28 protein-coding genes and 1 pseudogene are annotated in these 25,812 nt (G+C 64.9%); 11 read left to right on the top strand and 18 right to left on the bottom strand.

Annotation, left to right across the window (positions count from 1 at the left end; all coding sequences use genetic code 11):
• Positions 1–35 precede the first annotated feature (35 nt).
• On the top strand, positions 36–872 hold the full coding sequence (locus VFH65_RS14485) for an SMP-30/gluconolactonase/LRE family protein (RefSeq protein ID WP_414688420.1): 837 nt from the start codon (positions 36–38) through the stop codon (positions 870–872).
• Positions 869–1,690, top strand: a complete 822-nt coding sequence (locus VFH65_RS14480) for a thioesterase family protein (RefSeq protein ID WP_353322378.1) — start codon at positions 869–871, stop codon at positions 1,688–1,690. The genes VFH65_RS14485 and VFH65_RS14480 overlap by 4 nt, the downstream gene beginning before the upstream one ends.
• Before the next feature lie 52 nt (positions 1,691–1,742).
• Here the strand turns inward: VFH65_RS14480 and VFH65_RS14475 are convergent, their stop codons facing one another.
• Together VFH65_RS14475 and VFH65_RS14470 are read right to left on the bottom strand one after the other, a co-directional pair.
• Entirely contained in the window at positions 1,743–1,934 is a 192-nt protein-coding gene (locus tag VFH65_RS14475) for a ferredoxin (RefSeq protein WP_353322377.1), read from the bottom strand.
• 9 nt (positions 1,935–1,943) lie between these two features.
• On the bottom strand, positions 1,944–3,200 hold the full coding sequence (locus VFH65_RS14470; protein ID WP_353322376.1) for a cytochrome P450: 1,257 nt from the start codon (positions 3,198–3,200) through the stop codon (positions 1,944–1,946).
• Positions 3,201–3,239: 39 nt separating this feature from the next.
• Between VFH65_RS14470 and VFH65_RS14465 the strand changes: the two genes are divergently transcribed.
• Positions 3,240–3,803 carry a TetR/AcrR family transcriptional regulator gene (locus tag VFH65_RS14465; RefSeq protein ID WP_414688419.1) on the top strand — a complete coding sequence of 188 codons (564 nt, stop codon included), beginning with the start codon at positions 3,240–3,242 and terminating at the stop codon, positions 3,801–3,803.
• On the opposite strand, the gene VFH65_RS14460 is transcribed toward VFH65_RS14465, so the two are convergent.
• A complete protein-coding gene (locus tag VFH65_RS14460; RefSeq protein WP_353322374.1) occupies positions 3,784–4,950 on the bottom strand; it encodes a CaiB/BaiF CoA transferase family protein in 1,167 nt (388 codons plus the stop codon). The two genes, VFH65_RS14465 and VFH65_RS14460, sit on opposite strands and share 20 nt — an antisense overlap.
• A gap of 54 nt (positions 4,951–5,004) precedes the next feature.
• Here VFH65_RS14460 and VFH65_RS14455 point away from each other — a divergent pair.
• From VFH65_RS14455 to VFH65_RS14435, 5 genes and pseudogenes are all read left to right on the top strand, one after another.
• Positions 5,005–5,574 (top strand): annotated as a pseudogene (locus VFH65_RS14455) (oxidoreductase family protein).
• Positions 5,575–5,636: 62 nt separating this feature from the next.
• Positions 5,637–6,194, top strand: coding sequence for a TetR/AcrR family transcriptional regulator (locus VFH65_RS14450; RefSeq protein ID WP_353322373.1), 558 nt, complete (start codon positions 5,637–5,639; stop codon positions 6,192–6,194).
• Between the two features lie 135 nt (positions 6,195–6,329).
• A complete protein-coding gene (locus VFH65_RS14445; protein WP_353322372.1) occupies positions 6,330–7,826 on the top strand; it encodes an aldehyde dehydrogenase family protein in 1,497 nt (498 codons plus the stop codon).
• A complete protein-coding gene (locus tag VFH65_RS14440; RefSeq protein ID WP_353322371.1) occupies positions 7,823–8,263 on the top strand; it encodes a nuclear transport factor 2 family protein in 441 nt (146 codons plus the stop codon). The genes VFH65_RS14445 and VFH65_RS14440 overlap by 4 nt, the downstream gene beginning before the upstream one ends.
• 60 nt (positions 8,264–8,323) lie before the next feature.
• Positions 8,324–8,641, top strand: a complete 318-nt coding sequence (locus VFH65_RS14435; RefSeq protein ID WP_353322370.1) for a hypothetical protein — start codon at positions 8,324–8,326, stop codon at positions 8,639–8,641.
• A 30-nt stretch (positions 8,642–8,671) separates the two neighbouring features.
• On the opposite strand, the gene VFH65_RS14430 is transcribed toward VFH65_RS14435, so the two are convergent.
• Both VFH65_RS14430 and rlmN read right to left on the bottom strand, forming a co-directional pair.
• A complete protein-coding gene (locus VFH65_RS14430) occupies positions 8,672–9,256 on the bottom strand; it encodes a hypothetical protein (protein WP_353322369.1) in 585 nt (194 codons plus the stop codon).
• Between the two features lie 25 nt (positions 9,257–9,281).
• Complete coding sequence (gene rlmN, locus VFH65_RS14425; protein WP_353322368.1) at positions 9,282–10,406, bottom strand: 23S rRNA (adenine(2503)-C(2))-methyltransferase RlmN; 1,125 nt, start codon at positions 10,404–10,406, stop codon at positions 9,282–9,284.
• A gap of 93 nt (positions 10,407–10,499) precedes the next feature.
• Here rlmN and VFH65_RS14420 point away from each other — a divergent pair, with 93 nt between their 5' ends.
• Positions 10,500–11,432, top strand: a complete 933-nt coding sequence (locus VFH65_RS14420) for a DMT family transporter (protein ID WP_414688421.1) — start codon at positions 10,500–10,502, stop codon at positions 11,430–11,432.
• Here the strand turns inward: VFH65_RS14420 and VFH65_RS14415 are convergent.
• From VFH65_RS14415 to VFH65_RS14400, 4 genes are all read right to left on the bottom strand, one after another.
• Entirely contained in the window at positions 11,343–12,215 is an 873-nt protein-coding gene (locus tag VFH65_RS14415) for a phosphatidate cytidylyltransferase (RefSeq protein WP_353322366.1), read from the bottom strand. The genes VFH65_RS14420 and VFH65_RS14415 overlap by 90 nt on opposite strands.
• Positions 12,215–12,772 carry a ribosome recycling factor gene (gene frr, locus VFH65_RS14410; protein ID WP_353322365.1) on the bottom strand — a complete coding sequence of 186 codons (558 nt, stop codon included), beginning with the start codon at positions 12,770–12,772 and terminating at the stop codon, positions 12,215–12,217. The genes VFH65_RS14415 and frr overlap by 1 nt, the downstream gene beginning before the upstream one ends.
• A 42-nt stretch (positions 12,773–12,814) precedes the next feature.
• Positions 12,815–13,573, bottom strand: a complete 759-nt coding sequence (gene pyrH, locus VFH65_RS14405; RefSeq protein WP_353322364.1) for a UMP kinase — start codon at positions 13,571–13,573, stop codon at positions 12,815–12,817.
• 86 nt (positions 13,574–13,659) lie between these two features.
• Positions 13,660–14,340 carry a class I SAM-dependent methyltransferase gene (locus VFH65_RS14400; protein ID WP_353322363.1) on the bottom strand — a complete coding sequence of 227 codons (681 nt, stop codon included), beginning with the start codon at positions 14,338–14,340 and terminating at the stop codon, positions 13,660–13,662.
• Positions 14,341–14,385: 45 nt separating this feature from the next.
• Between VFH65_RS14400 and VFH65_RS14395 the strand changes: the two genes are divergently transcribed.
• The gene (locus VFH65_RS14395; RefSeq protein WP_414688418.1) at positions 14,386–14,817 is read left to right on the top strand and encodes a MarR family transcriptional regulator; all 432 of its coding nucleotides are present in this window, start codon (positions 14,386–14,388) and stop codon (positions 14,815–14,817) included.
• Between the two features lie 164 nt (positions 14,818–14,981).
• On the opposite strand, the gene VFH65_RS14390 is transcribed toward VFH65_RS14395, so the two are convergent.
• Entirely contained in the window at positions 14,982–16,112 is a 1,131-nt protein-coding gene (locus tag VFH65_RS14390; protein WP_414688417.1) for an MFS transporter, read from the bottom strand.
• Positions 16,113–16,164: 52 nt separating this feature from the next.
• On the opposite strand from VFH65_RS14390, the gene VFH65_RS14385 reads away from it, so the two are divergent.
• Complete coding sequence (locus VFH65_RS14385) at positions 16,165–16,446, top strand: 2-hydroxyacid dehydrogenase (RefSeq protein ID WP_414688416.1); 282 nt, start codon at positions 16,165–16,167, stop codon at positions 16,444–16,446.
• A 16-nt stretch (positions 16,447–16,462) separates the two neighbouring features.
• Here the strand turns inward: VFH65_RS14385 and VFH65_RS14380 are convergent, their stop codons facing one another.
• From VFH65_RS14380 to rpsB, 8 genes are all read right to left on the bottom strand, one after another.
• Positions 16,463–18,439: a primary-amine oxidase gene (locus VFH65_RS14380; protein WP_353322361.1), complete on the bottom strand. Its 1,977-nt coding sequence runs from the start codon at positions 18,437–18,439 to the stop codon at positions 16,463–16,465.
• A gap of 4 nt (positions 18,440–18,443) precedes the next feature.
• The gene (locus tag VFH65_RS14375) at positions 18,444–19,964 is read right to left on the bottom strand and encodes an APC family permease (RefSeq protein ID WP_353322360.1); all 1,521 of its coding nucleotides are present in this window, start codon (positions 19,962–19,964) and stop codon (positions 18,444–18,446) included.
• Between the two features lie 38 nt (positions 19,965–20,002).
• Positions 20,003–20,728, bottom strand: a complete 726-nt coding sequence (locus VFH65_RS14370; RefSeq protein ID WP_353322359.1) for an ABC transporter ATP-binding protein — start codon at positions 20,726–20,728, stop codon at positions 20,003–20,005.
• Between the two features lie 3 nt (positions 20,729–20,731).
• Positions 20,732–21,298, bottom strand: coding sequence for an ABC transporter permease (locus VFH65_RS14365; protein ID WP_353322358.1), 567 nt, complete (start codon positions 21,296–21,298; stop codon positions 20,732–20,734).
• A 31-nt stretch (positions 21,299–21,329) separates the two neighbouring features.
• Positions 21,330–22,505 carry an ABC transporter permease gene (locus VFH65_RS14360; RefSeq protein WP_353322357.1) on the bottom strand — a complete coding sequence of 392 codons (1,176 nt, stop codon included), beginning with the start codon at positions 22,503–22,505 and terminating at the stop codon, positions 21,330–21,332.
• Positions 22,506–22,654: 149 nt separating this feature from the next.
• Positions 22,655–24,064 (bottom strand): amidase, encoded by a 1,410-nt coding sequence (locus VFH65_RS14355; RefSeq protein WP_353322356.1) that lies wholly within the window; start codon positions 24,062–24,064, stop codon positions 22,655–22,657.
• A gap of 90 nt (positions 24,065–24,154) precedes the next feature.
• Positions 24,155–24,970 (bottom strand): translation elongation factor Ts, encoded by an 816-nt coding sequence (gene tsf, locus VFH65_RS14350; RefSeq protein ID WP_353322355.1) that lies wholly within the window; start codon positions 24,968–24,970, stop codon positions 24,155–24,157.
• A gap of 13 nt (positions 24,971–24,983) precedes the next feature.
• A partial coding sequence (rpsB, locus tag VFH65_RS14345; protein ID WP_353322354.1) for a 30S ribosomal protein S2 occupies positions 24,984–25,812 on the bottom strand: 829 nt, incomplete at its 5' end.

Below are 25,812 nucleotides of genomic sequence, written 5' to 3'. Positions count from 1 at the left end.
TGACAGTGGCACCTAGCGAGCGTGACACTTATGGCGTGTTTTGTAAAGGTGCGGACTTGCTGACGCCGTTGGCCAATAATTTCTGCTTCGGAGAGGGTCCCCGGTGGTTCGAGGGTCTGCTGTGGTTCTCGGACATGCTGGGCGAGGCGGTGCACACCGTCACCCTCCACGGAGCGATGACGACACTGCGCCTTCCCGGCCACGCGCCCTCCGGCTTGGGATTTCGCCCAGACGGGTCGCTGCTGATCGCCTCGACCGAGGACCGGAAGGTGCTGCGCTACGACGGCGAGACCGTCGCGTGCGTCGCCGATCTGTCCGACACAGTGCCCGCGGCCCTCGGCGATATGGTGATCGACGACATCGGCCGTGCGTACGTCGGGTCCCAGGCATACGAGGGCGGCACGATCGTGCGGGTCGATCCCGACGACACGTTCACCGTCGTTGCCGACGATCTCGCCTTCCCGAACGGAATGGTGATCACGCCAGACCGCCGGACGTTGATCGTTGCCGAGTCGATCGGCCGACGGCTGACGGCGTTCACCATCGCAGCCGATGGCTCGCTGTCGGATCGACGGATCTTCGCCGATGGGCTCGACGGGCCACCCGACGGCATCACCCTGGACGCCGAAGGTGGGGTCTGGGCGGCGATGACGCTGGCCAACCAGTTCGAGCGGATTGTCGAGGGCGGCACCGTGACTGACCGCATCGACCTGGGTGAGCGCACCGCGATCGCCTGCACGCTGGGCGGCCCAGAACGGCGCACGCTGTTCCTGCTGTCGAGCACCGACGCCTATCCACAGCGACTGATCGGGACCAAGCTCTCGCGACTCGACGCGGTGACCGTCGACATCCCGGGCGCCGGTCTGCCGTGAGCGACTCGTATTACGAGCTCATCGACGCCGATGACCCGCTGGGCGAGAAGTTCAGGGCAACTGACCTGGTACGCAGCACGTGGTCGGCGGCGATACAGCACGGCGCGCCGGTCTCAGCGCTGCTGGTTCGTGCACTTGAGCGATGTGAAGCCCGCGATGACACCCGCTTGAGCCGAGTGATGATCGACCTGTTGGGCGGTGTCCCCGCCGAGGGCGACCTATGGGTGCGTGCTCGAATCGAGCGCTCCGGCAAGCAAATTGAGTTGACCAGTGCGGAGATGCTGGCCCCGGGAAGGGACGGCGAGCCAAGGCCGGTGGCCCGCGCCAGCGGATGGCGCCTGGCGACCATCGACACCACCGCAGTGGTCCATGCATCGGCGTCGCCGCTGCGCCCCCTGTCTGACGCGCGCGGCCGCGACATGAAGAAGGATTGGGACCGCAATTACGTGCACAGCCTGGACTGGCGCTGGCTGACCAAGCCGCTGAACGAAGGTCCCGGCGAGTCCTGGATCAAGCCGGAGGTCGACCTCGTCAAGGGCGAAACCTTGACGCCGCTGGAACGACTCTTCGCAGTGGCAGACGACGCCAACGGCATCGGAACCAAGCTCGACATTCGCGAGTGGACGTTCATGAACACCGACCTGGTCGTGCACGTGCACCGGATTCCCGATGGCGAATGGATCGGCATCCGCGCGGAAACCAACTACGGGCCTGACGGCATCGGCACGACGATCGGCACGCTGTTCGACGAAAGCGGTGCGGTCGGCGCCATCCAGCAGTCAGTACTGGTGCGTCCAATGCCGGTTTCGCCGAAATAGAATTCCGGGTCGTTACCGCCGCGAATTGGCGACCCGGAATTCTATTTCGGCGCTAATCAACGAGATACAACGCCGCTGCGGGACACTGCGTTACGGCTTGCTGCATTCGGCCGCGGTCCGACTCCGGCCGTTCGTTGGCGTGGATCAGCACGGTGCCGTCGTCCTGCACCTCGAACACATCCTCGGCGATCGATTCGCAGATCCCGTGTCCGGTGCACTTGTCGAGGTCTACTTCGACGCGCATCACGTCTCCCTAAGCCACGTTCGCCGGCACGCGTTTGATGCCGTGCACGAAGTTGCTCAGCAGGTAGTCGGGCTCGCCGAACTCGATCCGCTTCAATCGGGTCAACAACTCACGGAACAGGTTTCGCAGTTCTGCCTTGGCGAGCTGGTTGCCGAGGCAGAAGTGCGGACCGCCACCGCCGAAGCCAAGGTGCGGATTGGGCGAGCGCCGCAGGTTGAAGGTGCCCGGTTCGTCGAAGACACTTTCGTCCCGGTTAGCCGAGCAGTAGAACAGACCGAGCTTGTCGCCGGCCTTGATTTCCTGGCCTGCGATCTCGGTGTCCTCGGTGGCGAACCGCGCGAACTGCAGCACCGGCGTCGCCCATCGCACGAATTCCTCTATCGCCCAAGTGATTCGCCCGTCGAAGTCCTCCATCAGCCAGTCACGCTGCGCCGGGTTGTTCACCAGCGCCAACATCGCATGTGTTGTGGTCTGTTTCGTGGTGTCGTTTCCTGCGGACGCGAGCAGGATCAAGAACGCGCCGATTTCCTCGTCGGTCAACTGGTGACCGTCGACTTCTGCCTCGACGATGCTGGTCATCAAGTCATCACAGGGGTGAGCGCGCCGGTGCTTCGCAAGCTCGATGCCGGTGTTGACCAGCAACATCATCTCGTTGATGGTGTTTTGCGCCCGCTCTTCCAATGAGCTGTACTCGTCGTCGCTCATCGAGAACAGCTTCTCGGCGGCCTTCGCGACCGCCTCACGTTCCGACGGTGCCACACCGAGCATTTCGGAGATCGTCATCATCGGCAGCCGGCCCGAGCACGCTGTCACGAAGTCGACATCGCCGGCACCGACAAGATCGTCGACGACCGCGACGGCGTTCTTCTGAATCTGCTCCTCGATACGGCGCACATTGCGCGGAGTGAACGCCGAGCTGATCAGCCGCCGGTACGTGGTGTGCTGCGGCGGATCCATCGCCAGGAAGAACGTCGCGATTTGCTGCACCTCGAACGGCATCGGGTCCAAAGCGATACCGCGGGCGGAGGTGAACAACTCGGGGTGCTGGCTGACGTGCGCGATGTCGGCGCGCCGAGTGAGCGCCCAGAATCCCGGCTCCTCCACCGGCCACATCGTGGGCAACGGATGATGCCAGCTGAGTCCGTCGCCTGCGCGTAGCTGCGCGAAGGTTTCGTCTCGAACCTCGAAAGGCTGGCTCCAGAATCGTCGCGTCGAGAGATCGTGCGGGCTGTACTCACGAACCTGCGGCGAACTAGCTACAGTCACAAAACTCAGCGTGACACTTCAGCGAAAATTTGTAAAGCTATGACGATGCAGGAACCGGCGACCGTCGCCGCGGACGCTTCGGCAGACGCTGACCACTCGACACGTCAGCGGATCCTGGCGGCCACCGCGGAAGTCCTCGGCCGCAACGGCATGACCAAGCTCAGCCTTTCCGACGTCGCGGTGCAGGCCGGAGTGTCGCGGCCGACGCTGTACCGGTGGTTCGACTCCAAGAGGGATCTGCTCGACGCCTTCGTGGTGTGGGAGCGGCAGTACTACGAGCGGGCGGTGGCCGCTGCGACCTCTGGCCTTCCTGCAAGCGAGAGACTCGACGCGGCGTTACGGGTCATCGTCGAGTACCAACACTCCTATCCGGGGTTGCGCATGATCGACATCGAGCCGGCCCAGGTCATCAGGCGGCTCTCGCGGGTCATTCCGCTCATGCGGGAGCGCCTCGAAAGACTCGCCGTCGGACCCGACGCTCACTTGGCGGTCGCGACGGCGGTCCGCGTAGCGGTTTCTCACTACCTGGTGCGCAGCGACGATGACGACGATTTCCTCGCACAGTTGCGGCACGCAGCAGGAATCAAACCCGGCGCGTCTTGAGTTCGGCGAGGATCTCCTCGGTGTGCTCACCGAGTCCAGGTGCCCGATACCGCGGTTCCAACGGCGTGCCGTGGAAGTCGGCGGGCGTCGCGACCATCGGCATGCTGCCGTCGTCGTCGGGCACGTAGACCACGCCGCCAGCAGCGTGAAACTGGTCGTCGGCCACCACATCGTCGATCGAGTTGATCGGCGACCAGAAGAAATCCGATTCGCCCGCAAAAACTTTCGCCCATTCGTCGAGTGGCTTGGTCGCAAAGATCTCGTCGAGCTCGGCGATGAGTTCTGTCGCGTTGGCGGCACGGGCCTGCGCGGTGTCGAAGCGGGGATCGGTCAGCCAGTCAGCGCGCCCGACGGCCCTGCACAGCGGCGGCCAGTGCCGGCCCGCCTGCAAGCCGACGATCCAGAACCGCCGACCGTCGCCCGCCGAATAGTTGTTCATGCAGGGATTGCCCATCGACTCGCGTTGGCCGATCGCGATGGAATGCCCTGTCAGCAGGAACGTGTTGAGGTCGAAGCTCACGGTGTAGGCGCCTTGTCGATACAGCGACGTGCTGACCAACTGCCCCTTGCCTGTCCTCGCTCGGGCAACCAAGGCAGCGCACACGGCTCCAGCCAGCGTCATGCCCGCCGTGTGGTCGCCCATCCCGCCTCGCTGGAAGGGCGGCGTGTCACCGGGGCGGGTCAGCAGGTGAGCGAGACCCGCCCGTGCCCAGAACGCGGCGACGTCGTAGGCGGGGCGATCGGCATCGGGCCCGGTCTCGCCATACCCGGTGATCAGCCCGTACACCAGACGCGGATTGCGCGCGGCCACCGACTCGAAGTCCAAGCCGATTCGCTTCAGCGCACCGGGCCGCACATTTGTGAGGAAAACGTCTGCAGCGCTCAACAATTCGTGTGCGGCCGCGCGCCCATCCTCGGTCGTCAGGTCGAGCAGGATGCTTCGCTTGCCGCGGTTGTCCATCTCGAATGGCGGGCTCATGCCGCCCTCGATGCCCAGCATCCGGCCGAACATCCGTGCCGGATCGCCGTCCGGCGGTTCGATTTTGACGACATCGGCGCCCCAGTCGGCCAGAATTCCGCCTGCCGCCGGGCCCGCAACCCACACGCCGAGCTCGACGACCCTGACGCCCTCCATCGGCCCGGCCATCGGCCTTCCTTCCGTAGAAGATTACAAACACGCGCGGCTTTGTAAACTCGCCAAGTGCCCCAACTTCCGTGCCGGGCGGCGCCTGTCCTCGGCTTGGCCACGCACCTGGGGCGCGGGTTGCAACGTATCGCAACCGACGCGGTCGTCGGCCGCGTTCGTTCTCTCCCCCGCAAGGTCGAGGATCTCGACGCGACAGCGCTGTCGAAGATCATGGGGCGCACAGTGACCTCGGTGTCGGTGATCGCCGGCGACGCGGGCACCTCGTCGCGCGCTCGGCTGGCGCTCACCGGCGATGGACTGGCAGGCGGTGCGCCGCGGCCACCCCGCTCGCGAACTGGCCTACACGCTGGTCACCGGCATGACACCGCCGATCGCCAGGCTGCCGAGCACGACATGCTCGACCACTATCGACAGACGCTTGCGGCGGGCGGGTGGACCCGAGCTCGACCGCGACGAGTTGTGGGATCGCTACCGCACAGGAGCGCTGTATGCGTACGTGGCGGCGCTGATCACCGCCGGTATGGGCGGCTGCAGGCCGAGCGCATCGCCATGGAAGGCCTGCGGCGAAGCGTCGCGGCGCTCGATGATCTCGGCACAGTGACGCTTCTGAAGGCGTCGCTGTGAACTACGATCTGGTGACCGAGTGACAACGTCGCAATTGCTCACGAGTTTGTAAGGCTTCAGGAGTGGAACAGCAATCGGCCGCACGGCGCGAAGCAGCCGCCGTCGAGGATGACACCTCGACACGACGACGCATCCTCGTGGCCACCTCCGAGGTGCTCAAGCGCAACGGGCAGACCAAGCTCAGCCTGTCCGAGGTCGCGTTGCAGGCCGGCGTTTCGCGACCAACGCTGTATCGGTGGTTTGCGTCCAAAGAGGAGCTTCTCGACGCGTTCGGGCTCTTCGAACGGCACCAGTTCGACAGTGGAATAAGCAAGGCCACCGCGGGACTTCGCGGCACCGACAAACTGGATGCCGCGCTGAGGTTCATCGTCGAGTACCAGCAGTCCTACTCCGGGGTCCGGGTCGTCGACATCGAGCCCGAGGTGACCATCGCCCAGCTGACGGACGTGATTCCGTTGATGCGTGCGCGCCTGGAGCGGCTGTTGACCGGACCAAACGCAGCGGTCAAGGCGGCCACCGCAATTCGCGTTGCCATCTCCCATTACATCGTCCGCAGCGACGACGCCGACCAGTTCCTCTCGCAACTGCGCCACGCCGTGGGGATAAAGCAGCAGGAATGATCGTTCGGCTTCGCCGAAGGGCTCAATCTTTCGGCTTCGCCACAGGGCTCAATCTTTCGGCTTCGCCACAGGGCTCAATCTTTCGGCTTCGCCGAAGTGCTGACACTTAGGCCGTAGTTTGTAAAGCTGTCTCCCATGACGGAAGTGCAGACTGAGACGGGCGTACTAGCCGGTGACGAGCGGATGCTCATCGACGGCGAATTGCAGTTCACCAGCAGCGGCGCCAAATTCGACGTTATCCATCCGGCGAGCGAGGAAGTCGCCGGCCAGGCCACCGACGGCACGATGGCCGACATGGAGCGGGCCGTGGCGGCGGCGCGCCGCGCGTTCGACACGGGCGACTGGTCGCGTGATGTCGAGTTCCGCTACCACTGCGTCAACCAGCTGCACGAGGCGCTGCAGAAGGACAAGGAGCGGCTGCGGCGGATCCTGATCACCGAGGTCGGCTGTCCCGTCACCGTGTCCGGCAGCCAGATCGAGAGCCCCATCGACGAGGTCAAGCACTGGGCCGAGCACGGCCGGAACTTCGAGTACCTCGTCGACACCGGCGTCCACCCCACTCAATTGGGTCCGGCACGGCGCAAGATCCACTACGAGCCGGTCGGCGTGGTCGGCGCGATCACGCCGTGGAATGTACCGTTCTACCTGAACATCGCCGAGACGGTGCCTGCGCTGATGGCAGGCAACACCGTCGTGCTCAAGCCTGCACAGCTCACGCCGTGGTCGGGCACCGAGTACGGGCGCATCGTCGCCGAAGAGACCGACATCCCGCCAGGGGTGTTCAACGTGGTGGTGGCAGGCGCCAACGAGGTCGGGGCGGCGCTGTCGGCCGATCCGCGGGTCGACATGATCACCTTCACCGGGTCGACGGCCACAGGCCGGGCGATCCTGGCGGCAGGCGCGGCGACGGTGAAGAAGACGCTGCTGGAGCTGGGCGGCAAGTCGGCTCACATCGTGCTCGACGACGCCGATTTCAACTCGGCCTTACCGATGGCGGCGATGATGGCATGCGTCATGTCGGGTCAAAGTTGTATCCTGCCGAGCCGAATCCTGTTGCCCCGCATCCGGTATGACGAAGGCATCGAGATCCTCAAGTCCATGATGGAGGGCTTTCCGGTCGGTGATCCGTGGGTTCCTGGCAATATGCAGGGTCCGCAGATCAGCGCGGCCCAGCGGCAGAAGGTGCTGGGCCTGATCAAGAGTGGCATCGATTCCGGGGCCCGGTTGGTCACCGGTGGCGGCGTGCCCGAGAACCTGCCGACGGGCTACTACGTGCAGCCGACCCTGCTGGCCGATGTGGACCCCGACTCGCAGGTCGCCCAGGAGGAGATCTTCGGGCCGGTGCTGACGGTGACGCCGTACGACAGCGACGACGAGGCGATTGCGATCGCCAACAATTCGATCTACGGGCTGTCGGGTGAGGTCAGCAGTGGCGATGTCGACCGCGCGCTGGAGGTGGCCAAGCGGATGCGCACCGGAAACGTCACGATCAACGGCAAGAGCCACTTCGGGATCAGCAGTCCGTTCGGCGGCACCAAGCAAAGTGGCCTGGGCTACCGCAACGGCGAAGAGGGCTACAAGGAGTACCTGGAGGCCAAGACGATCGGCATGCCGGACACGGCGGCGCCGTGAATCAGACTGGAGTGAGCGACGAACGCGAGATCGCCGCGCTGCTCTACCGATACGCGCGCGCGATCGACACCAAGGACTGGGACCTGTATCGGTCGGTGTTCACAGACGACGCGCGCATCGACTACTCGTCGGCGGGAGCTCTTGTGGGTGACCGCGATCAGGTCGTCGAGTGGTTCGCGGCGAACTTCGGGGTGATCCCGTGGAGCATGCACTACATCACGAACATCGAGGCGGACGTCGACGGTGACAGCGCGCGCGTGCGGGCGATGTTCTACAACCCGATGCAGCTGCCGGGAATGACGGAGCCCAGCTACTGCGGCGGCTACTACCACCACGAGCTGGTGCGCACGCCCGGCGGCTGGCGCAGCCGCAACCTTCGCGAGGAGAACGTGTGGTTTGCCAACGCGCCCACCGGGGTTCAGGAAGCGCACACCTGATTTTGCCCGCGTAGCGAGCGACAACGTCGACATGTCGGATGTACATGCCACGGTTCGACTATGGACAGCAGACATCCACTGCAGGGGCTCGAGCTGCGCTACGCGCTGACGATGTACCTGTTGCAACATGGCCCTACCACCGTCGGTGAGCTCGTCGATGCGATGGAGTGGCAGGGATTCGCGATCGGTGGGCGGGCGTCGAAACAAATATCGGACGCCCTGCGCTGGGAAAGAAGACGCGGGAGGGTACGACGACTAGCGCACGGCCTCTACGGTCCGGGATATGTAACGCGCGCGACGGAGTACCGCATTCACCGACACGTGATGGCACTTCGCGCTGCAGCGAAACCCCTGTGGATCGGCGGCATCCGACTGTAGGTGCCAGTTGTCGCTCGCTACGCGGGCAATTCAGACATCGGTCCGGCCGCGGCGATGGTGGCCGTGTTGCCGCCGATGACCCGGTTCGCGCTGTTTGGGAAACCAGGTGGCAAGGGTGACGTCTCCTTCGCACTCTTCAAGAAGAGAACCTGGCGAAAGCTCGGCAATCAGGCGTGCGAAGTCCGCGCGTAACTGGTCGGCGGCTTCCGTGCCAGGCGAGAGAACTATGGCGTCGAAGAACCACAATGTGCCCGACGCAGGGTCCCGCGACTCGAAGTCGATGCGAGCGGCGAAGACCCGAGGTGTGTCCTGGTTTCCGTACAGGAGAATGACTTGTTGCTCTGCGATCGTACTTTCGATGTAAAAATCCCGTGGGCCCTTTGGCACGGGGCGGTCCCAGCGCTTTTCGATCGCGTCGATCACCTGCTGCGCCGATGACGCCGTCGTGAATCTGTACGCCTTCTCGAAGACATCCCGCGCTGCCAGCACCTCACGCACCTTCTTGACGACCGCGGCAACGCCCGGTGGCCGGAAGACGATGCGCACGACCAATGCGACCACGAACATGAGCGCGATGAAGACGCCAACGCCTATGAAGATTGCGATGGGGTCCACCGGTCGCTCCTCTCTCCGGCCCGGGTCAGCCCTCCGCGGCCAATTGCCCACAGGCCGCAGCGATCTCGCGGCCGCGGGTGTCGCGCACCGTGCAAGACACCCCGCGCTCGCGCACGCGTCGGACGAACTCGCGTTCGGCGGGTTTGGGGCTGGCATCCCATTTACTGCCAGGCGTCGGGTTCAGCGGGATCACGTTGACGTGCACCAACGGGCCAAGTGCGCCGTGCAGCCGCTTACCGAGAAGGTCGGCCCGCCACGGCTGGTCGTTGATGTCACGGATCAACGCGTATTCGATCGACACCCGCCGGCCAGTCACGTCGGCGTAATACCTTGCCGCATCCAGTGTTTCGGAAACCTTCCATCGACTGTTGACCGGGACCAGTGTGTCTCGCAGCTCGTCGTCGGGTGCATGCAGCGACAACGCCAGCGTGACACCGAGTCGTTCGTCGGCCAGTTTGCGGATCGCAGGCGCCAGCCCCACTGTCGACACCGTGACCGAACGCGCCGAGATGCCGAACCCCTGCGGTGGAGGCGCGATGATGCGGCGCACCGCGGCGAGCACCCGGTTGTAGTTGGCCAGCGGTTCACCCATGCCCATGAACACGATGTTGGACAACCGGCCACCGCGCGCGGGGCGTGCCATCCCGTCCCCGTCGCGGTCGCGCAATTCCACGGCGGCTGACCGCACCTGCTCGAGGATTTCCGCCGTCGACAGATTGCGCTTGAGCCCGCCTTGGCCGGTCGCGCAGAACGGGCACGCCATCCCGCAGCCGGCCTGCGACGAAATGCACACCGTGTTGCGCTCCGGATAGCGCATCAACACCGATTCGAATGTCGTGCCGTCAACCGCGCGCCACAACATCTTGCGGGTCTCGCCCGCGTCGCACTCGATCTCACGAACGGCGTCAAGCAGCTTCGGGAACAGCGCGTCGGCGACCTGATCGCGCACGCCGGCAGGCAGGTCGGTCATCTGGCGCGGGTCGGCGATCAACCGTCCGTAGTACTGATTGGCCAGTTGCTTACCGCGAAATGCGGGCAGCCCGAGTTCCGCGACGGCGTCAGCGCGGCCCGCCTCGTCGAGGTCGGCGAGGTGGCGCGGCGGCATCGCACGTCGCGGCGGATCGAATACCAGGGGCAGGGAGATGGCCATGATTCTCCGTCAGTATCTCACCTGTGCATGGCGGAAATTGATTGGCGATGACGGGCGTTGGTCGCAACTATGGAGCGTATGCCCATGCGGACGATGCCCTTCGGTGCCGCGTCGGCTCTGACGTTCTTCTATGCGTTGGGCTATCCGATTGGCGCACTTGCGGTTTCGGTGATGTCGCCGATGGCGGTGCTCGTCTTCCGGTTCGGGCTGGCTGGTGCGATCCTGGCCGGCTGGGCGTTGATAGCCCGGGTGACATGGCCCACTGGTCGCACGTTTGCGCACGTGATGGTCACCGGGTTGCTCACCCAGGTGTTGCAGTTCGTCTGCTTGTACCTGGCGCTGATGCACGGCGCGCCGGCGGTGCTCGCCGCAGTCGTCATCTCGATGAACCCAGTGGTCACCGCGCTGCTTGCGGCCGTGTTCCTCCGCGAGGGGCTGACCTGGACGCGGGTCGGCGCATTGGTCCTCGGGGTCCTCGCGGTGCTGGCGGCGTGCGCGGGACGCCTGATGACGATCGGCGGAGTCGACATGGTTGTGCTGCTTCTGCTGGCGGCGCTTGTCAGCGTCGCCGCGGGCGGGGTGTATCAGCAGCGGTTCTGCTCCGGTGTGGACTTTCGCGCCTCGGCGGCGCTGCAGAACGGCGTGGCCCTGCTGCCGGTGGCGGCGCTGGCCACAGTCATGCCGTGGCACGTGACCGACCCGTGGAAGGCGGCGGGCGCGCTGGCCGCCGTCGTTCTGCTCAACGCCACCTTGTGCATGGCGATGTACGTGCGCGCGATCAACAACTACGGCGCGGCAGCGGTTGCGATGCTTTTCGCGGTCATCCCTGCGGTCGCGGGCCTTTTGTCGTGGCTGATCCTGAGCCAGCGGCCCGACATCGGGATCGCCGTAGGCCTGGTGGTCGGCGCGGCCGCCTGTTGGCTCAACGCCAAGGGGTCACGCCAGCAGCGTCAGGACAATCCAGCCGGCGACGGCCGAGGGCAGCATCGCGTCGATCCGGTCCATCACTCCCCCGTGACCGGGTAACAGCCTGCCCATGTCCTTGACCCCGAGGTCGCGCTTGACCTGCGACTCGACCAGATCGCCGAGCACACCGGTGATCACCAGCATCAGCCCCAACGGCACGCCGACCCATGCGGGCTTGTCCAGCAAGAACGTCACCGTCAACACGGCTGCGGTGATGCCGAACAGCATCGAGCCGCCCAGCCCCTCCCACGACTTCTTCGGGCTGATCGCCGGCGCCATCAGATGCTTGCCGAACAACACCCCTGCGACGTAACCGCCGATATCGGCGAAGACGACGGTCACGATCACCGTGAACGTTCGGATGCCACCGTCGTCCTGGAAGATCAGCAGCGAACTGAAGCTGGCGAACAGCGGAACCCACGTCGCAAGCAGCACGGCGGCAGAAATATCGCGCAGATAGTTCACCGGCTGCTCGCGAAGACCCTGCCCCACCAGGCGCCAGACCATGCACACGACGATCGTGGCCCCGTAGGCCCCCAAAACGCCTGCAACGCCGTACGGCCACGCCAGCCAGATCATGGCCTGGCCGCCGACCAACAGCGGAATCACCGGCAGCGCGTAGCCGGCCTCTCGGAGCCTGCGAATGACCTCGTGCGTGGCGATCGGAATCGCCACCGCCAGCATGGGCAGCCATCCGATCGGTGCGAACAGCAGGACGCCGATCGCCATCGCGCCGAGGACGACGCCGACGCCTATCGCGGCCGGGAGATTCCGGCCGGCCCGGGAAGCCTTCTTCGACGGCTCCGTTGTTTCGGCCACAGGACTTGCTTGCTGATCGGCCACTAGACCTCCAGCAGCTCGCCTTCTTTGTGTTTGACCAACTCGTCGATCTGGGTCGTGTACTGGTGGGTGGACTTGTCGAGATCCTTCTCGGCGCGCGCGACCTCGTCCTCGCCTGCTTCGCCGTCCTTCTTGATGCGGTGCAGCTCCTCCATCGCCTTACGGCGGATGTTGCGCACCGAGACGCGCGCGTCCTCGCCCTTGGCCTTGGCCTGCTTGACCAGGTCGCGACGACGCTCCTCGGTCAGCTGCGGGATGGCGACGCGGATGACGTTGCCGTCGTTGGTGGGGTTGAGCCCGAGATCGGAGTTGCGGATCGCGTCCTCGATGTTGCGCAGCTGACTCGCCTCATACGGCTTGATCACGACGAGCCGCGCCTCGGGAACGTTGATGCTGGACAGCTGCGTGATCGGGGTGGCCGAGCCGTAGTAGTCGACGTTGACGCGCGCGAACATGCCGGGGTTGGCGCGGCCGGTGCGAATGGACGCCAAGTCGTCGCGCGCCACCGACACCGCCTTCTCCATCTTCTCCTCGGCGTCGAAGAGCGTTTCGTCGATCACGGTGCTTTCTCCCGTCGCTATCGCCCGGCCCGATACCACCCGTCAGGTGGTGACCAGTGTTCCGATCTTCTCACCTGCGACCGCCCGCGCGATATTGCCGTCGATCAGGAGATTGAACACGAGGATCGGCATGCCGTTGTCCATGCACAGGCTGAACGCGGTCGCATCGGCGACTTTCAGCCCGCGGTCGATGACCTCGCGGTGACTGATCGCGGTGAGCAATTCGGCGTCGGGGTGCACGCGCGGGTCGGCGGTGAAGACACCGTCGACAGCCTTGGCCATCAGCACCACCTCGGCGCCGATCTCCAGCGCGCGTTGCGCGGCGGTGGTGTCGGTGGAGAAGTACGGCAGGCCCATGCCTGCGCCGAAGATCACCACCCGGCCCTTTTCCAGGTGCCTGCGTGCCCGCAGCGGAATGTACGGTTCGGCGACCTGGCCCATGGTGATCGCGGTCTGCACCCGCGTCGCAATCCCTTCCTTCTCCAGAAAGTCTTGCAGCGCAAGGCTATTCATCACGGTCCCGAGCATCCCCATGTAATCCGACCGGGTGCGTTCCATGCCGCGCTGCTGAAGTTGCGCGCCGCGGAAGAAGTTGCCGCCGCCGATGACGACGGCAACCTGCACACCGCTGCGAACCACTTCGGCGATTTGCCGCGCCACCAGATGCACCACGTCGGGATCGAGGCCCACTTGCCCGCCGCCGAACATCTCGCCGCCGAGCTTGAGCAGCACGCGGGAGTACATCGGACGGATCGGCGTAGAGGAAGCCTCGTCACCGTTGGGGCTGGTTGGCTCCGCCATCCGACTCCTTCGGGGTCCTCGCTGAGATCCCCTTAATCCTGCCTTATGGGGGCCGCGCAGCCGCTACGGGGTCCGTCTCTCGCGGATTAGCCAGGCAAGTGCGCGGTCAGCAGCCAGGCCGGAACCGACTTGCGACCCTTCGGCTCGTCGCGCACGTCGCCGAACGGCATGGGCAATCCCTCGATGTTTTCGGGCAGGTTGGCGTGGATGCGTGCCGGCCTGATCTCGTCGATGGCCCAGTACTTGGCGACCACGTCGCGCAGCTCCTGTTCGGTGACGGGGTTGGCCGGGCCGTCGGGCAGGCCGGCGCGGTCGAACACCAGGGCGAAGTAAGACGCACCGGGGGCGACGGCGCGCACGATCGACTGCTGGTAGCCCTCGCGCAGCTCTACCGGGATGGAGTGGAACAGCGTGGAGTCGACGATCGTGCCGAACCGGCCGTCGTAGCCGGAGAACGCGCTGATATCGGCGACTTCGAAGCTGGCGTTGGACAGGCCGCGCCTGGCCGCCTCCGCGCGGGCGAGGTCGATGGCGGTGGGCGACAGATCCAGCCCGACGGTGGTGAACCCCCGCTCAGCCAGATACAGCGAAATCGCGGCCTCGCCGCAGCCCACATCGAGCACATCACCGCGGAATTTGCCCTGCTCGATCAGCGCAGCGAGCTCCGGCTGAGGTTCGCCGATGCTCCAAGGCGGCCGGGTTCCGAGACCCATCTCGACGGCTTCGCCCTTGTATGCGGAATCGAAGAGATTTTCTGGCATAGTCATGACTCGTGTATATCAACCTCATTGATATGTGTCAATATGCTTGATATGAGCGAGTCGTTTGAGGACCAGCCGCTGGGCTATCTGCTGAGCCGGGTGATGTTTGCACTGAAGGCAGATGTGACGGCGACCGTCCTGGACCCGCTGGAAGTGGCGTTTCCCGAATACCTCTGTATGCGGGTGCTGTCCAAGTACCCGGGACAGTCCAACGCCGATCTGGCCCGCGCCCAGAACGTCTCACCGCAGGCGATGAACATGGTCCTGCGCGGTCTCGAGGATCGTGGACTCGTCACTCGGCCGGCAACCGTGTCGTCGGGCCGATCACTGCCCGCTCAGCTGACCCGCGAAGGCGAGCAGCTGCTGAAGCGCACAGATGCCGGTGTGCAGGCAGCCGAGCGCCGGCTGATGGCCAATCTGTCAGACCGGGAGCGCTACGACTTCAAGCGCATCCTGGCCGCCCTCGGCACAGATCTCGTCTAGCGCGAGCTGGGGGCACTCCCCCTCGCAAGCTGGGGGTACCCCCACCCCGCGTGCAACGGGGAACGCACAAGCCCCAATTTCGTTGCGAAATTGGGCCTTCTGCGTTCCCCAGCCCCCCAGCTTGCGCGCGGGCCCATGGGCGGGGGCCCCGCTCAGCGTGAAATTCAGACCCGTCGGATCGGCTCGACCTTCTTGATGAGGAGTCCGAAGCACAACGCGCCGGCTACGACGATCACGCCGGTCAACAGCAGCGGCACCTCGAACGATCCGGTCGCACCGTAGAGAGCACCAATCACAATCGGGCTCAAGGCACTTCCGATGTTGGAGAAGAAGTTCTGCGTGCCGCCCAAAGTCGCGACGGTACTGGAGTCGACGACATCGGAGGGCAGGCACCAGATCGTCACGATCGTGAACGCTGATGCCGCATAGGAAATCGACATCAGAGCCAGCGCCTGCCACGCCTCAGGCGCTATGGCTGCCAGCGCGATCACCGAGCACACGAGCATGCCGCCGACGAGGCAGGTCTTGCGGACCTTGTTCAGTGACCACCCTCGGTTGAGTAGGTAGTCGCCGGTGATACCGCCGAGCCAACTGCCCAAAATCGCCGCCAGCGGAGGGATCATGCCGAACAGACCGAGCTTGAGTAGATCAAACCCGCGCTCCTTCACGAGATACGACGGAAACCAGGTGAGGAAGAACGTGATCATGAAGTTCAAGCAGAAGAAGCCGATCATCATGCCCCAGACCGTTCGCTTCTTGAACAAGTCGACAACGCGCGTCGGCTCGGCGTCTGGGTTGAGATTCGTGGCGGCCTGCTCCTTGTGGCTTTCGTGGATGATCGCCATCTCCGCCTCGTTGACAGCGGCATGGAGCTCGGGGCGTCGGTACCACGCCCACCACCCGATGGCCCACAGCACGCCTAGCGCGCCTGCGAACAGGAACGCTGCCCGCCAACCCCACAGGCCGATGATCAAAGCGATGAGCGGGGTAGCCGCTGCACTGCCGATGCGCGCACCACTGTCGTACACCGACGTGGCTCGGCTGCGCAGCCGCAACGGGAACCAGTGCGAGACGGTCTTGGCCGATGCTGGATACGCGCCTGCTTCGCCGATGCCCAGGCCGAGCCGCAGCCCGAGCAGGGCGCCGAAACTCGAGACCAAACCGGTAGCGGCGGTGAAAAGCGACCAGGCCAGCACCGAGGCTCCGTACATCAGCCGCTCGCCGAACCGGTCGATGAGCCGGCCGGCTGGGATCTGCATTAGCGCGTAGGTCCACGAGAACGCGCTCAGGCTCACCCCGCTGACGCCGGAAACTCATCACCTGATCGACACCGCTGCACTGGCCGCGATGAAACCGACGGCATACCTGATCAATACGGCCCGCGGCGGCGTCGTCGACGAAGCAGCGCTGATCGAGGCCCTTCAGTCGGGCCAGATTCATGGCGCGGCCCTCGACGTCTTCGAGAACGAACCGCATGTCAACCCGGCCCTGCTCGACGCGCCCAACCTGCTACTCACCCCGCACATCGCCAGTGCCGGCGAGGCGACGCGCGACGCGATGGGCATTCTGGCGATCGACAACGCCGCGGCCGTGCTCGCCGGCAATCCACCGCTGACGCCGGTGCGCTGACGCACCTGCGTCAAAATCAGTGGTGGTGGCAGGCCGCCGGCGGTGATGGCGGGATGTCCAGGGCCGGATTACCGTCGAAGAAGCCCACCGGCTTGAGGTGGAATCCCGTATACGCGCATGGCATCACCGGCCAGTCCTCCGGCCGCACCACGTGGTGAGCGCCGACCGTGTACCACAGCACCACGTCGGTGTTCGCCAGCGGCGCATCGTCGGCGATGAACTCCGGTAGACCCTGCGCGTCGGGTGACTGGTACATGTAATCGCCCGCGGCGAACTTCTCGTCGGCGTCGTACTTGGTCACCCACAGGTTGTGCTGCACGAACCGCGCGCGGTCGTAGATGTAGGAACCCTCCTGCACCATCACCGGCACCACTTCGCGCGGCGTGAGCTTGTAGGCCACCGGGCTACCAAGCTCGTTGACCTTCGACGGGTTGGCGATCTTCCAGTAGCGGCCCTTCGTCCAGTCCCAGTCCCGCGCCCCTTCTGCTTCCGACGCCACCAGCGTGTCCTGGGTGATCCACGCATTGTGGTGCGGGTTGAGCTTCGGGTCGGGCTCGGGAATCGAGTCCACCTCGTAGACGCTGTTGGCCGCGCCGTCGACGCTCATGTCGAGCCGGAAGTTGAAGAAGTGCTGGTGATTGGGGCCGTATATGTTGGGCGCGACCAGCTTTCCCCATCGCGGCTCCTCGCCGTCGGGCACGGCGCCGGTGGTGAGCACGCCGGAGAGCTTGACCTCCACCTCCATCGACGCGTCGTTGTAGAAGTACCAGAAGAATCCATACTCGTAGTTGCCGACGGTGCAGATCATCGAGATCACCAGCCGCCGAGCCCGTCGCACTTCCACTTCACCGGTTCTGAAATCGGTGTGCTTCCAGGAGATTCCGTAGTCCTCTTCGTGCATGCAGATCGCGTTCGGAATGGTGACCGCGTTGCCCGAGGAGTCGTTGACGGTGCCGTCGAAGTAGAAGATCTCGCCGAGGCAGTCGCAGCCGAGGGTTAATGGGTTGGCCGAAAAGCCCATTCCCACTTCGCCCATGTCGAACACATTCTTGTTCCAGTGCGTCGGCTCGGTATCCCCGTACGGCACAACCATTTCCGAAAGCGATGCCCGGTAGACGATGGGTCGGGTCTCGCCGCGGTCGGTGTAGGTGATCTCGTGCAGGGTGATGCCCTCGCGTGGATTGAAGCCCACTCGCATCGACCACTTCTGCCATTGCACCTTCCAGCCGTCGACGGTGAAGCTCGGCCCGTCGGGCTGAGTGATCTCGATGGTCTTGACGTCGTCGCGGAATTCGGTGAACGCGGGCCGGTTGTTCTCGTCGAACATGAACTTCTCGGCGTAGTTGCCCGCCGTCGGCGGCAGCGGCACGACCCCGTGATCCTCGACGTCGATGACCTTCATCGCATCCAGGTCGAACGTGACGATCAACCCCTCGATCGGTCGCGCGTAGCCGTGCTCCGACGGCGCTGCCCGCATGAATGTCAACGGCCGGCAGACCAGCGGCGCGTTGTCGTAGTGGTCCTGCGGGCCGTAATAGCCTGCGGGCCAGGGGTCGATCATGGCGAGATCGAAGTCGGTGACGCCGCGCTTGCGCATGGCCTCCTGCCATCTCGGGTCTTGACGGACCACCTCCTCCACTCCGGTCATGTGCTCGACGAGGTACGACGGGAAGCGACCGGGCACCGCCTTCCACGAGTCGATGACCCTCGCGCCGAGGTCCACGACGGCTTCGTAGATGAGCTTGGCCGCACCGTCGTACATGGTGACGAATGCCCTCCTGGGCACCTCCATCGCGGCGTCGAACGTCAGCGTCGGCGTCTTGTCCGGTTCGGCCAACTGGATCATCACGAATCTCAGTGTGGGCGTGGAGTATTCCGAATCCACGATGACGGCCGCCGCTGCCTCGATCTCCGCGCCGTTCAGCGGGTCCAGCGGGTAGGAGATCTTGTCGTCGGTCGCTTCCGTGCTCAGCACGGTGCTATCCATTGTCATCGAGCTAAACCACCTCAGGACTTGTCGATTCGGGTTTCTTCAGATCCAGAACCGCCAGATGTGCCAGCGCGTCCTCCTGACTGACCTTGGCCGCCGAGCGCCTGCCGAAGAAGTACACGATCGCGCCGAGAACGAACATGCCCGCCGCGATGCCGCCCACCCACGTCATCCACGTGGCAACGGGAACGTCGATCCACGGCGAGGCGAATGAGTAGTAGACGCCTGCGCAGGTCGCGACCACGCCGACCGCAACGGTGGCCCACACCGCCGGCATTCCGCCAGGGATTCTCCAGAAGTCCTCGCTGGCATAGCGATCGGCGTACTTGAAGCGGGCGATGATCAACGGGATGAAGAAGAAGAAGCCCGAGATCAGCCAAACCACACTGAGGCCGCCCTGCAGATACACGGTGACGTTGGCCATGCTGCTCTGTGAGTACAGCGCGACGATGATCAGCGACGACAACGTGCCCTGCACGAGCAACGCGGTGACCGGGTTGCGGGTACGGGGATTGAGGTGCGTGAAGATTCGCGGGAGATGACGTTCCAGGCCTGAGACGAAGATGAGCCGCGAGTAGGCCACCTGGTAGGTCACCAGAGCGACGAAGATGATCAGCGCCATCACGATCGCCGCGATCTCCATCAGTCCCGGGAAGCCGGAGACGTCGAGGTTGCCGACGACGCCCGTGACCGGGTCGATCTCCTCCGAAGGCAGCACCATCATGGTGCCAACTGTCGTCAGTAGGTAGATGGCCACCAATGCGGCCGAGCCCCAAGCGATCATCTTGGTGGCGCTGCGCTTCACCGACAGGAACTCGGCACCCATGTTGAACGGCGTCTCCACACCGACCAGGTACAGCAGCACAGTGCCGTACAGGAAGCCGGCTCCGGCGAAATCGGGAACAATCGAGTCGTGGAGGCTAAACGGGGTGGCGGGGCCACCGTTGCCGAACGCATAGATCACGCCGGCGATGAAGATCGTCATGGTCAATACGCCGTACACGAGGAACGTGACGTTCATGATGCGCTGGTTGGCAGCAAGTTTCGCCATCGCCAGTCCGATGACCGTCCACAGCACGACAAGTTGCAGGGTGATGCTCAACGTCAGCCCGATCTCGGCGTGGAATGCCAACAACATCAGCTGAATGAAGATCGCCGGCGATGAGGCGGCGTTGAGGACCACCGGCACCCACGACAGGTAGCCGCCCAGGAACGCCATTTTGTCGCCCATCGTGCGGTAGGCCCAGATGTACACACCACCCTGGCCGGGCCATAGGTTGCCCAGTTCTGCGACGGCCAAGCCGGCAGGCACCAGGAAGGTGAGGATGCCAAGAACCCACATCGGGATTGCCGTCCAGCCGCCGGTGGCCATCACCGATGAGCCGGTGATCCAGCAGATGATGAACACGTAGGTTGCCGTGAGACCGAAGGTGCCAAGAACCTTCGGCAGGATCTGCTCCGGGACCAGCTCAGTGGTCATGAGCGTGTCACGCTCTGACGGTCTTGCCGCTTCGAGTTCTTGAGTCATGCTGCTCCCAAAGTTGTTGGATATCGCCGGGATTCAGATCAGTTGACGATTTGTCCGTCTTTCATCCGGACAACACGGCTCGCTTCGTCGGCCACCGTGGGATCATGCGTGCTGGCGACAACTGTGACGCCAAGCTCGGAACACAGGTCGCGCAGCATGCGCACCACCGTCTCCCCCGTGCGGTGGTCGAGGTTCGCCGTCGGCTCGTCGGCCAGCACCAGCGTCGGGTTGCTGATCAGCGACCGCGCGATCGCGGTGCGCTGCTGTTCACCACCCGACATCTTGGTCGGCTGATGGTGCACGCGATGCCCGAGTCCGACGAGTTCGAGCAGCTCTAACGCCCTCTTGCGCAACGACTTCCGATCATACGGCTCGAACATAAGCGGCAACTCGACATTTTCTACGGCCGAGAGGAACGGAATCAAGTTGTAGCTCTGGAAGATGAAGCCGATGGTGTCGTGGCGCAACGCCGCGAACTGGCTTTCGGTCAGCGTCGCCGTGTCGCGGCCCGCGACCTTCACCGTCCCTTTGGTCGGCCGGTCGAGTCCTCCGATGATGTTCAACAGCGTCGACTTTCCGCTGCCGCTCGGCCCCATCAGGCAGACGAATTCACCGGGCATCACCGTGAGTTCGGCAGCGACGAGTGCCTTGACGACCTCGTCGCCAAGCTTGTGCAACTTCCACGCATCGGAGATCTCGATGACAGGTGCGGACCGGTCGGCGTCGAGCACGACGTCCGGAGTGGATACTTCGACTGCGGTCATCGCTTAGCCTCCTGCTGTCAGGGAACGAATCGGTGGTCGCGAGGCGGCGTTCCAGGTGGGCACGATGCTGGTGACGAACGCCGCGACGATGCTCACGCCGATCGCGATCGCCGCGCCGAACATCAGCCCGTTTCCGGACATGCCCGTCGCCACCAAACCGACTGCGCCGAGCATGATTCCGGTCAACGCGGCCAGCACCGCGCCCGCCAGCGCTCCGAGCACCGCCGCGATCACCGGCTCGACGAGCAATGCGGCCACCACGGGTTTGCGAGGCACCCCGTTGGCGCCGAGGACACCGAGTTCACGGGTGCGGTGGCCGACGGTGCGGGTGGTCGCCACCGCGACCTCCACGACACCGACCAACAGCACGGTCACCGCGATCAGCACAACCGCACGCCCGATCTCCTCGGCGTGACCCAGAGTCGCCGACTGCGCACGGATCCCGTCGGACATGCCGAAGACGATCACCACCAGGAATGCGCCCGTAGCGGTCGTGATGACGGGTAGGACCATCTCGCGGATTCGCCGCCGCGCGGCCAGCCATCCGTAGGCCAAACCCTTGCGCAACATTAGTGCTCTCTCTTCTTCGCACAAGCGCTCATCAGCGGTCCCCCAGCAGCGAAACGGGTCGTTGTTGCAGCAGCCGATGTACTGGAACGAGCGCGCCGACGATCGCCATCGCGGGCAGGAATCCGGCGACCATGCCGGCCCCCTGCAGCCACGCCGTGGGCGTCGCAATGCCGGGGATCACCAGCGCCACGGCCGCACCTGCGCTGATCACGCCGACCAGGTAGGCGGCGATGAAGACGATGGCCGACTCGACGAGAAAGAAGTACAGCACCTCGTCGGCCAGTCCGATGCTGGACATGATGCCGAATTCGCGGCGGCGTTCCTGGACGGCAGCGAGGAAGGACGACACTGCGATGATGAAACCCAGGCCGAGTCCAATGGTGGAGATCAGGCCAAGGGTTGAGCTAGTCACCTTGCCGGAGAACAGCGCAGAAAACTTCTGTTCGAATGTCAGCGGACCGGAACCGCCGACTGTGTCGTAGATCAGACCGCCGCCGCTCGGGTCCGGCGTGACCGACGGGTCGGATGTCGACTCGAGGCCAACCGCACTTCCGAAAACCTGCGCCAGGTCGCGGCGCTTCTCGTCTCCGGGCGGAGCGAAGATCGTCCACCAGCCGTTGTCGCCGACGATCGACTGCGCCAGCGTCGTCGCAACGGTGATCGATTGGCCTCCTCCGGCAATGCTGACGACGAGGCTGCGCCCGCCGACCACCACGCTATCGCCGGCGTGCAGCCCCAGCCTCTCCGCCAGCGCGGCGCCCAAAATCGCTTGACCGCTGGGGGTTTCGTCGTTTCCGCGCAACGACACCGTTGTGCCGTCGATGGTGGTGATCCCCGACAAGGTGCGGGTGGCCGTCCAGCCGGCCGGGATGGTGATCACGGGCGCGTCACCGTCAGCGACGAGCGCCTGTGCGTTGGCGTCGTAGTGCACCCCGGCGGCCGGCACCGCCCACAGCTGCGCGCCGCCAAGGACGTCGGTGACCGAATCAGCTCCGGTGATCGCGAAGCTCGACGAGATCGTGCGGACGACCGTCACGCAGGCGATCGCAAGCGCGATTCCGAGCACGGACAGCACAAACCGTTCGGGGCGGCGACGGATGTTGGCCAACGCGAACCGGACGAGGCACACGAAGGTGTTCCCGGATGCAGTGGCGATCGCCGGCGATCGAACGGTTGTGGGCGCTTTACTGACCTGACTGGTCTCCACAACAGGGATGGTGGGATCGGAAAGTTTCACCCACGGCCGCGTGGAATGTCGGCGGCGTTAACTCATCCGATGTCGAGTTACGGCGCTATTGCGCGCACGCAACGGATTTCGTTGTCCCGTCAGACCTTGGTCGTAGACGTAGTAGCGACTCATGCGTTGATGCGCGGCCAGGGCCGCGCCTCTTCGAGTTCGTACGCCAGCTCGAGCAGCCTGGCCTCCTGGCCGTGCGGCGCGGCGAACATCATGCCGACCGGGACTCCGGATGCGGATTCCGCAAGGGGCAGCGAGATGGCGGGTTCGCCGGTGGCGTTCTGCAACGGGGTGAACGCCACCCATTCGATGAGCCGGTCGATGATCTGCTGGTAGTCCGCGGTGGGGTCGAGATGACCGATGCGCGGCGGCACCTCGGCCAGCGTCGGCGTCAGCACCACATCGTGAATGCTGGTGAGCCGCGACGTGATCCGGCGCACCCGCGAGAGCCGGGCGATCGCCAGTGGCAGCTTGTGCAGATTGCGCGCAGCGTGGCGCTCCAGTCCCAGCGTCAGATTGTCGAGTCGGGTCCGATCGAAACTCGCACCGAACGAGCGGCGCCCCCCGCGGACAAGCGCGAACGCCAAAAACGACCAATACAAGAGGAAGTCGTTCATGAACTGCGGCGGCACCGGGTTGTCGATCGCGGTGACCTTGTGACCCAGCTCCTCGAGCAGCGCGGCGGTCTTGAGGGTGAGTTCGCGAACCTCGGGGCTGGCCTCGCGCGAAATCGACTGCGTGCATACCGCGATCCGCAGACGTTGCTTGCCCGGATGTGTCACGTCTCCGATCGCCGGCAGCTTCGGGTTGCGCGACACCCGCTCCATCTCCCGGTAGAACGCCGCCGTGTCGCGCACCGACCGGGTCACCACGCCGTTGGCGACGATGCGCAGCGGCATCTGACGCATCTCCTTGTCAAGCGGGAGCCGGCCGCGCGACGGCTTGAGGCCGACTAATCCATTGCAGGACGCAGGAATTCGGATGGACCCGCCGCCGTCGTTGGCGTGGGCGATCGGCACCACGCCCGCCGCAACGAATGCGCCCGATCCCGACGACGAGGCGCCTGCGGTGTGGTCGGGGTTCCATGGGTTGCGCACCGGGCCGAGCCGGGGGTGTTCGGCCGACGCGCTGAACCCGAACTCGGAAAGCCTCGTCTTGCCCAGCGGCAGCATGCCCGTCGCCAGATACGCGCGCGCGAAGTCGCCGTCGATCGAAGCTGGGTGCGCGTCCCATGCGTCGGTGCCCTGCATCGTCGGCATGTCCCCGACTGCGACGTTGTCTTTGATGTAGGACGGCACGCTATCGAAGAAGCCGCCGTAGGGCCGCGTCGACTTCGCCCGCGTCCGCGCCCGGTCGAACGCCTCGTATGCCAGCCCGTTAAGGGTTGGGTTGACGGCCTCGGTGCGGGCGATGGCGGCTTCGACAAGTTCGGCGGCCGAAACCTGACCGGCCCGCAGCGCGTCAACCAGACCAACAGCATCAAGGTCGCCAAGGGCGTCGTCGCCGAAGGCATGAATTTGCGATGTCACGCACCGACGGTACCAAGTCGTACCGCCGTTTCGGTCAGCCAACGCGAAAGGCCCCCAGAATCTGGGGGCCTTTGCGTGTGCTTGCGGCTGTCAGGCCTGGCCGACCTCGAACCGGACGAACCGGGTGACGGTCACGCCCGCCTCGTCGAGCAGCGCCTTGACGGACTTCTTGTTGTCGGACACCGACGGCTGATCCAGCAGCACGACGTCCTTGTAGAAGCCGGTCACGCGACCCTCGACAATCTTGGACAGCGCCTGCTCCGGCTTGCCCTCGTTGCGGGCGGTCTCCTCGGCGATGCGGCGCTCGTTGGCCACCAAGTCCTCGGGCACGTCGTCCCGGGTCAGGTACTTGGCCTTCAGCGCGGCGATCTGCAGAGCGACGGCGTGTGCCGCCTCTTTGTTCGATCCGGTGTACTCGACCAGAACGCCGACAGCCGGCGGCAGGTCAGCGGCCCGCTTGTGCAGGTAGGTCTCGACGGTGCCGTCGAAGTACGCGACACGGCGCAGCTCGAGCTTCTCGCCGATCTTGGCGCTGAGGTCCGCGATCGTCTGCTCGACGGTGGTGTCACCGATTTTGGCGGCCTTCAGCGCGTCGACGTCAGCGGCCTTGGCAGCCGCGGCGGCCGCCACGATCTGATCGGCCACCGACTGGAACTCGGCGTTCTTCGCGACGAAGTCGGTCTCGGAGTTCAGCTCGATCAGCGCGCCGTCCTTGGCGGCAACCAGGCCCTCTGCGGTGGCCCGCTCGGCGCGCTTGCCGACGTCCTTGGCGCCCTTGATACGCAGCAGCTCGACGGCCTTGTCGAAGTCACCCTCGGCCTCGACCAGCGCGTTCTTCGAGTCCAGCATGCCGGCACCGGTCAGCTCCCGAAGTCGTTTGACGTCGGCAGCGGTGTAATTCGCCAATGTTCAGCCTTTCCTACGAAGCGTCTGTCTTCGGTTCGGTTTGAATGTCCGCCTCGGGGGTGCCGGGCTCTGCACCCGCGGCGGTCGGGCTGGCGGTCGCCGTGGCGCCAGCGAGCAGCTCCTGCTCCCACTCGGCGAGCGGCTCGGCGCCCTCGGACTCGGGCTTGTCGCCGTTGCCGCCAATGCCGGCGCGGGCCTGAAGGCCCTCGGCGACCGCGGAGGCGATCACCCGGGTCAGCAGCGCGGCCGACCGGATCGCATCGTCGTTGCCCGGGATCGGGTAGTCGACCAGATCGGGGTCGCAGTTGGTGTCCAGGATCGCGATGATCGGGATGTTCAGCTTGCGAGCCTCCGCGACCGCGAGGTGCTCCTTATTGGTGTCGACAACCCAGATCGCCGACGGAATCTTCTGCATGTCGCGGATACCGCCGAGGCTGCGCTCGAGCTTGTTCTTCTCGCGCGTCAGCATCAGGATTTCCTTCTTGGTGCGACCCTCGAAACCACCGGTCTGCTCCATGGCCTCGAGCTCCTTGAGGCGCTGCAGGCGCTTGTGCACGGTCGAGAAGTTGGTGAGCATGCCGCCCAGCCAGCGCTGGTTCACGAACGGCATGCCGACGCGGGTGGCCTCGTCGGCGATGGATTCCTGCGCCTGCTTCTTGGTGCCGACGAACATGATGCTGCCGCCATGGGCGACAGTCTCTTTGACGAACTCGTACGCCTTGTCGATGTAGGTCAGCGTCTGCTGCAGGTCGATGATGTAGATGCCGTTGCGGTCGGTGAAGATGAACCGCTTCATCTTGGGATTCCAGCGACGGGTCTGATGCCCGAAGTGGGTGCCGCTG

The sequence above is a fragment of the Mycobacterium sp. genome (genome assembly GCF_035697385.1).
Taxonomy (GTDB): Bacteria; Actinomycetota; Actinomycetes; order Mycobacteriales; family Mycobacteriaceae; genus Mycobacterium.
This window is presented reverse-complemented; position numbering and strand designations above follow the sequence as displayed.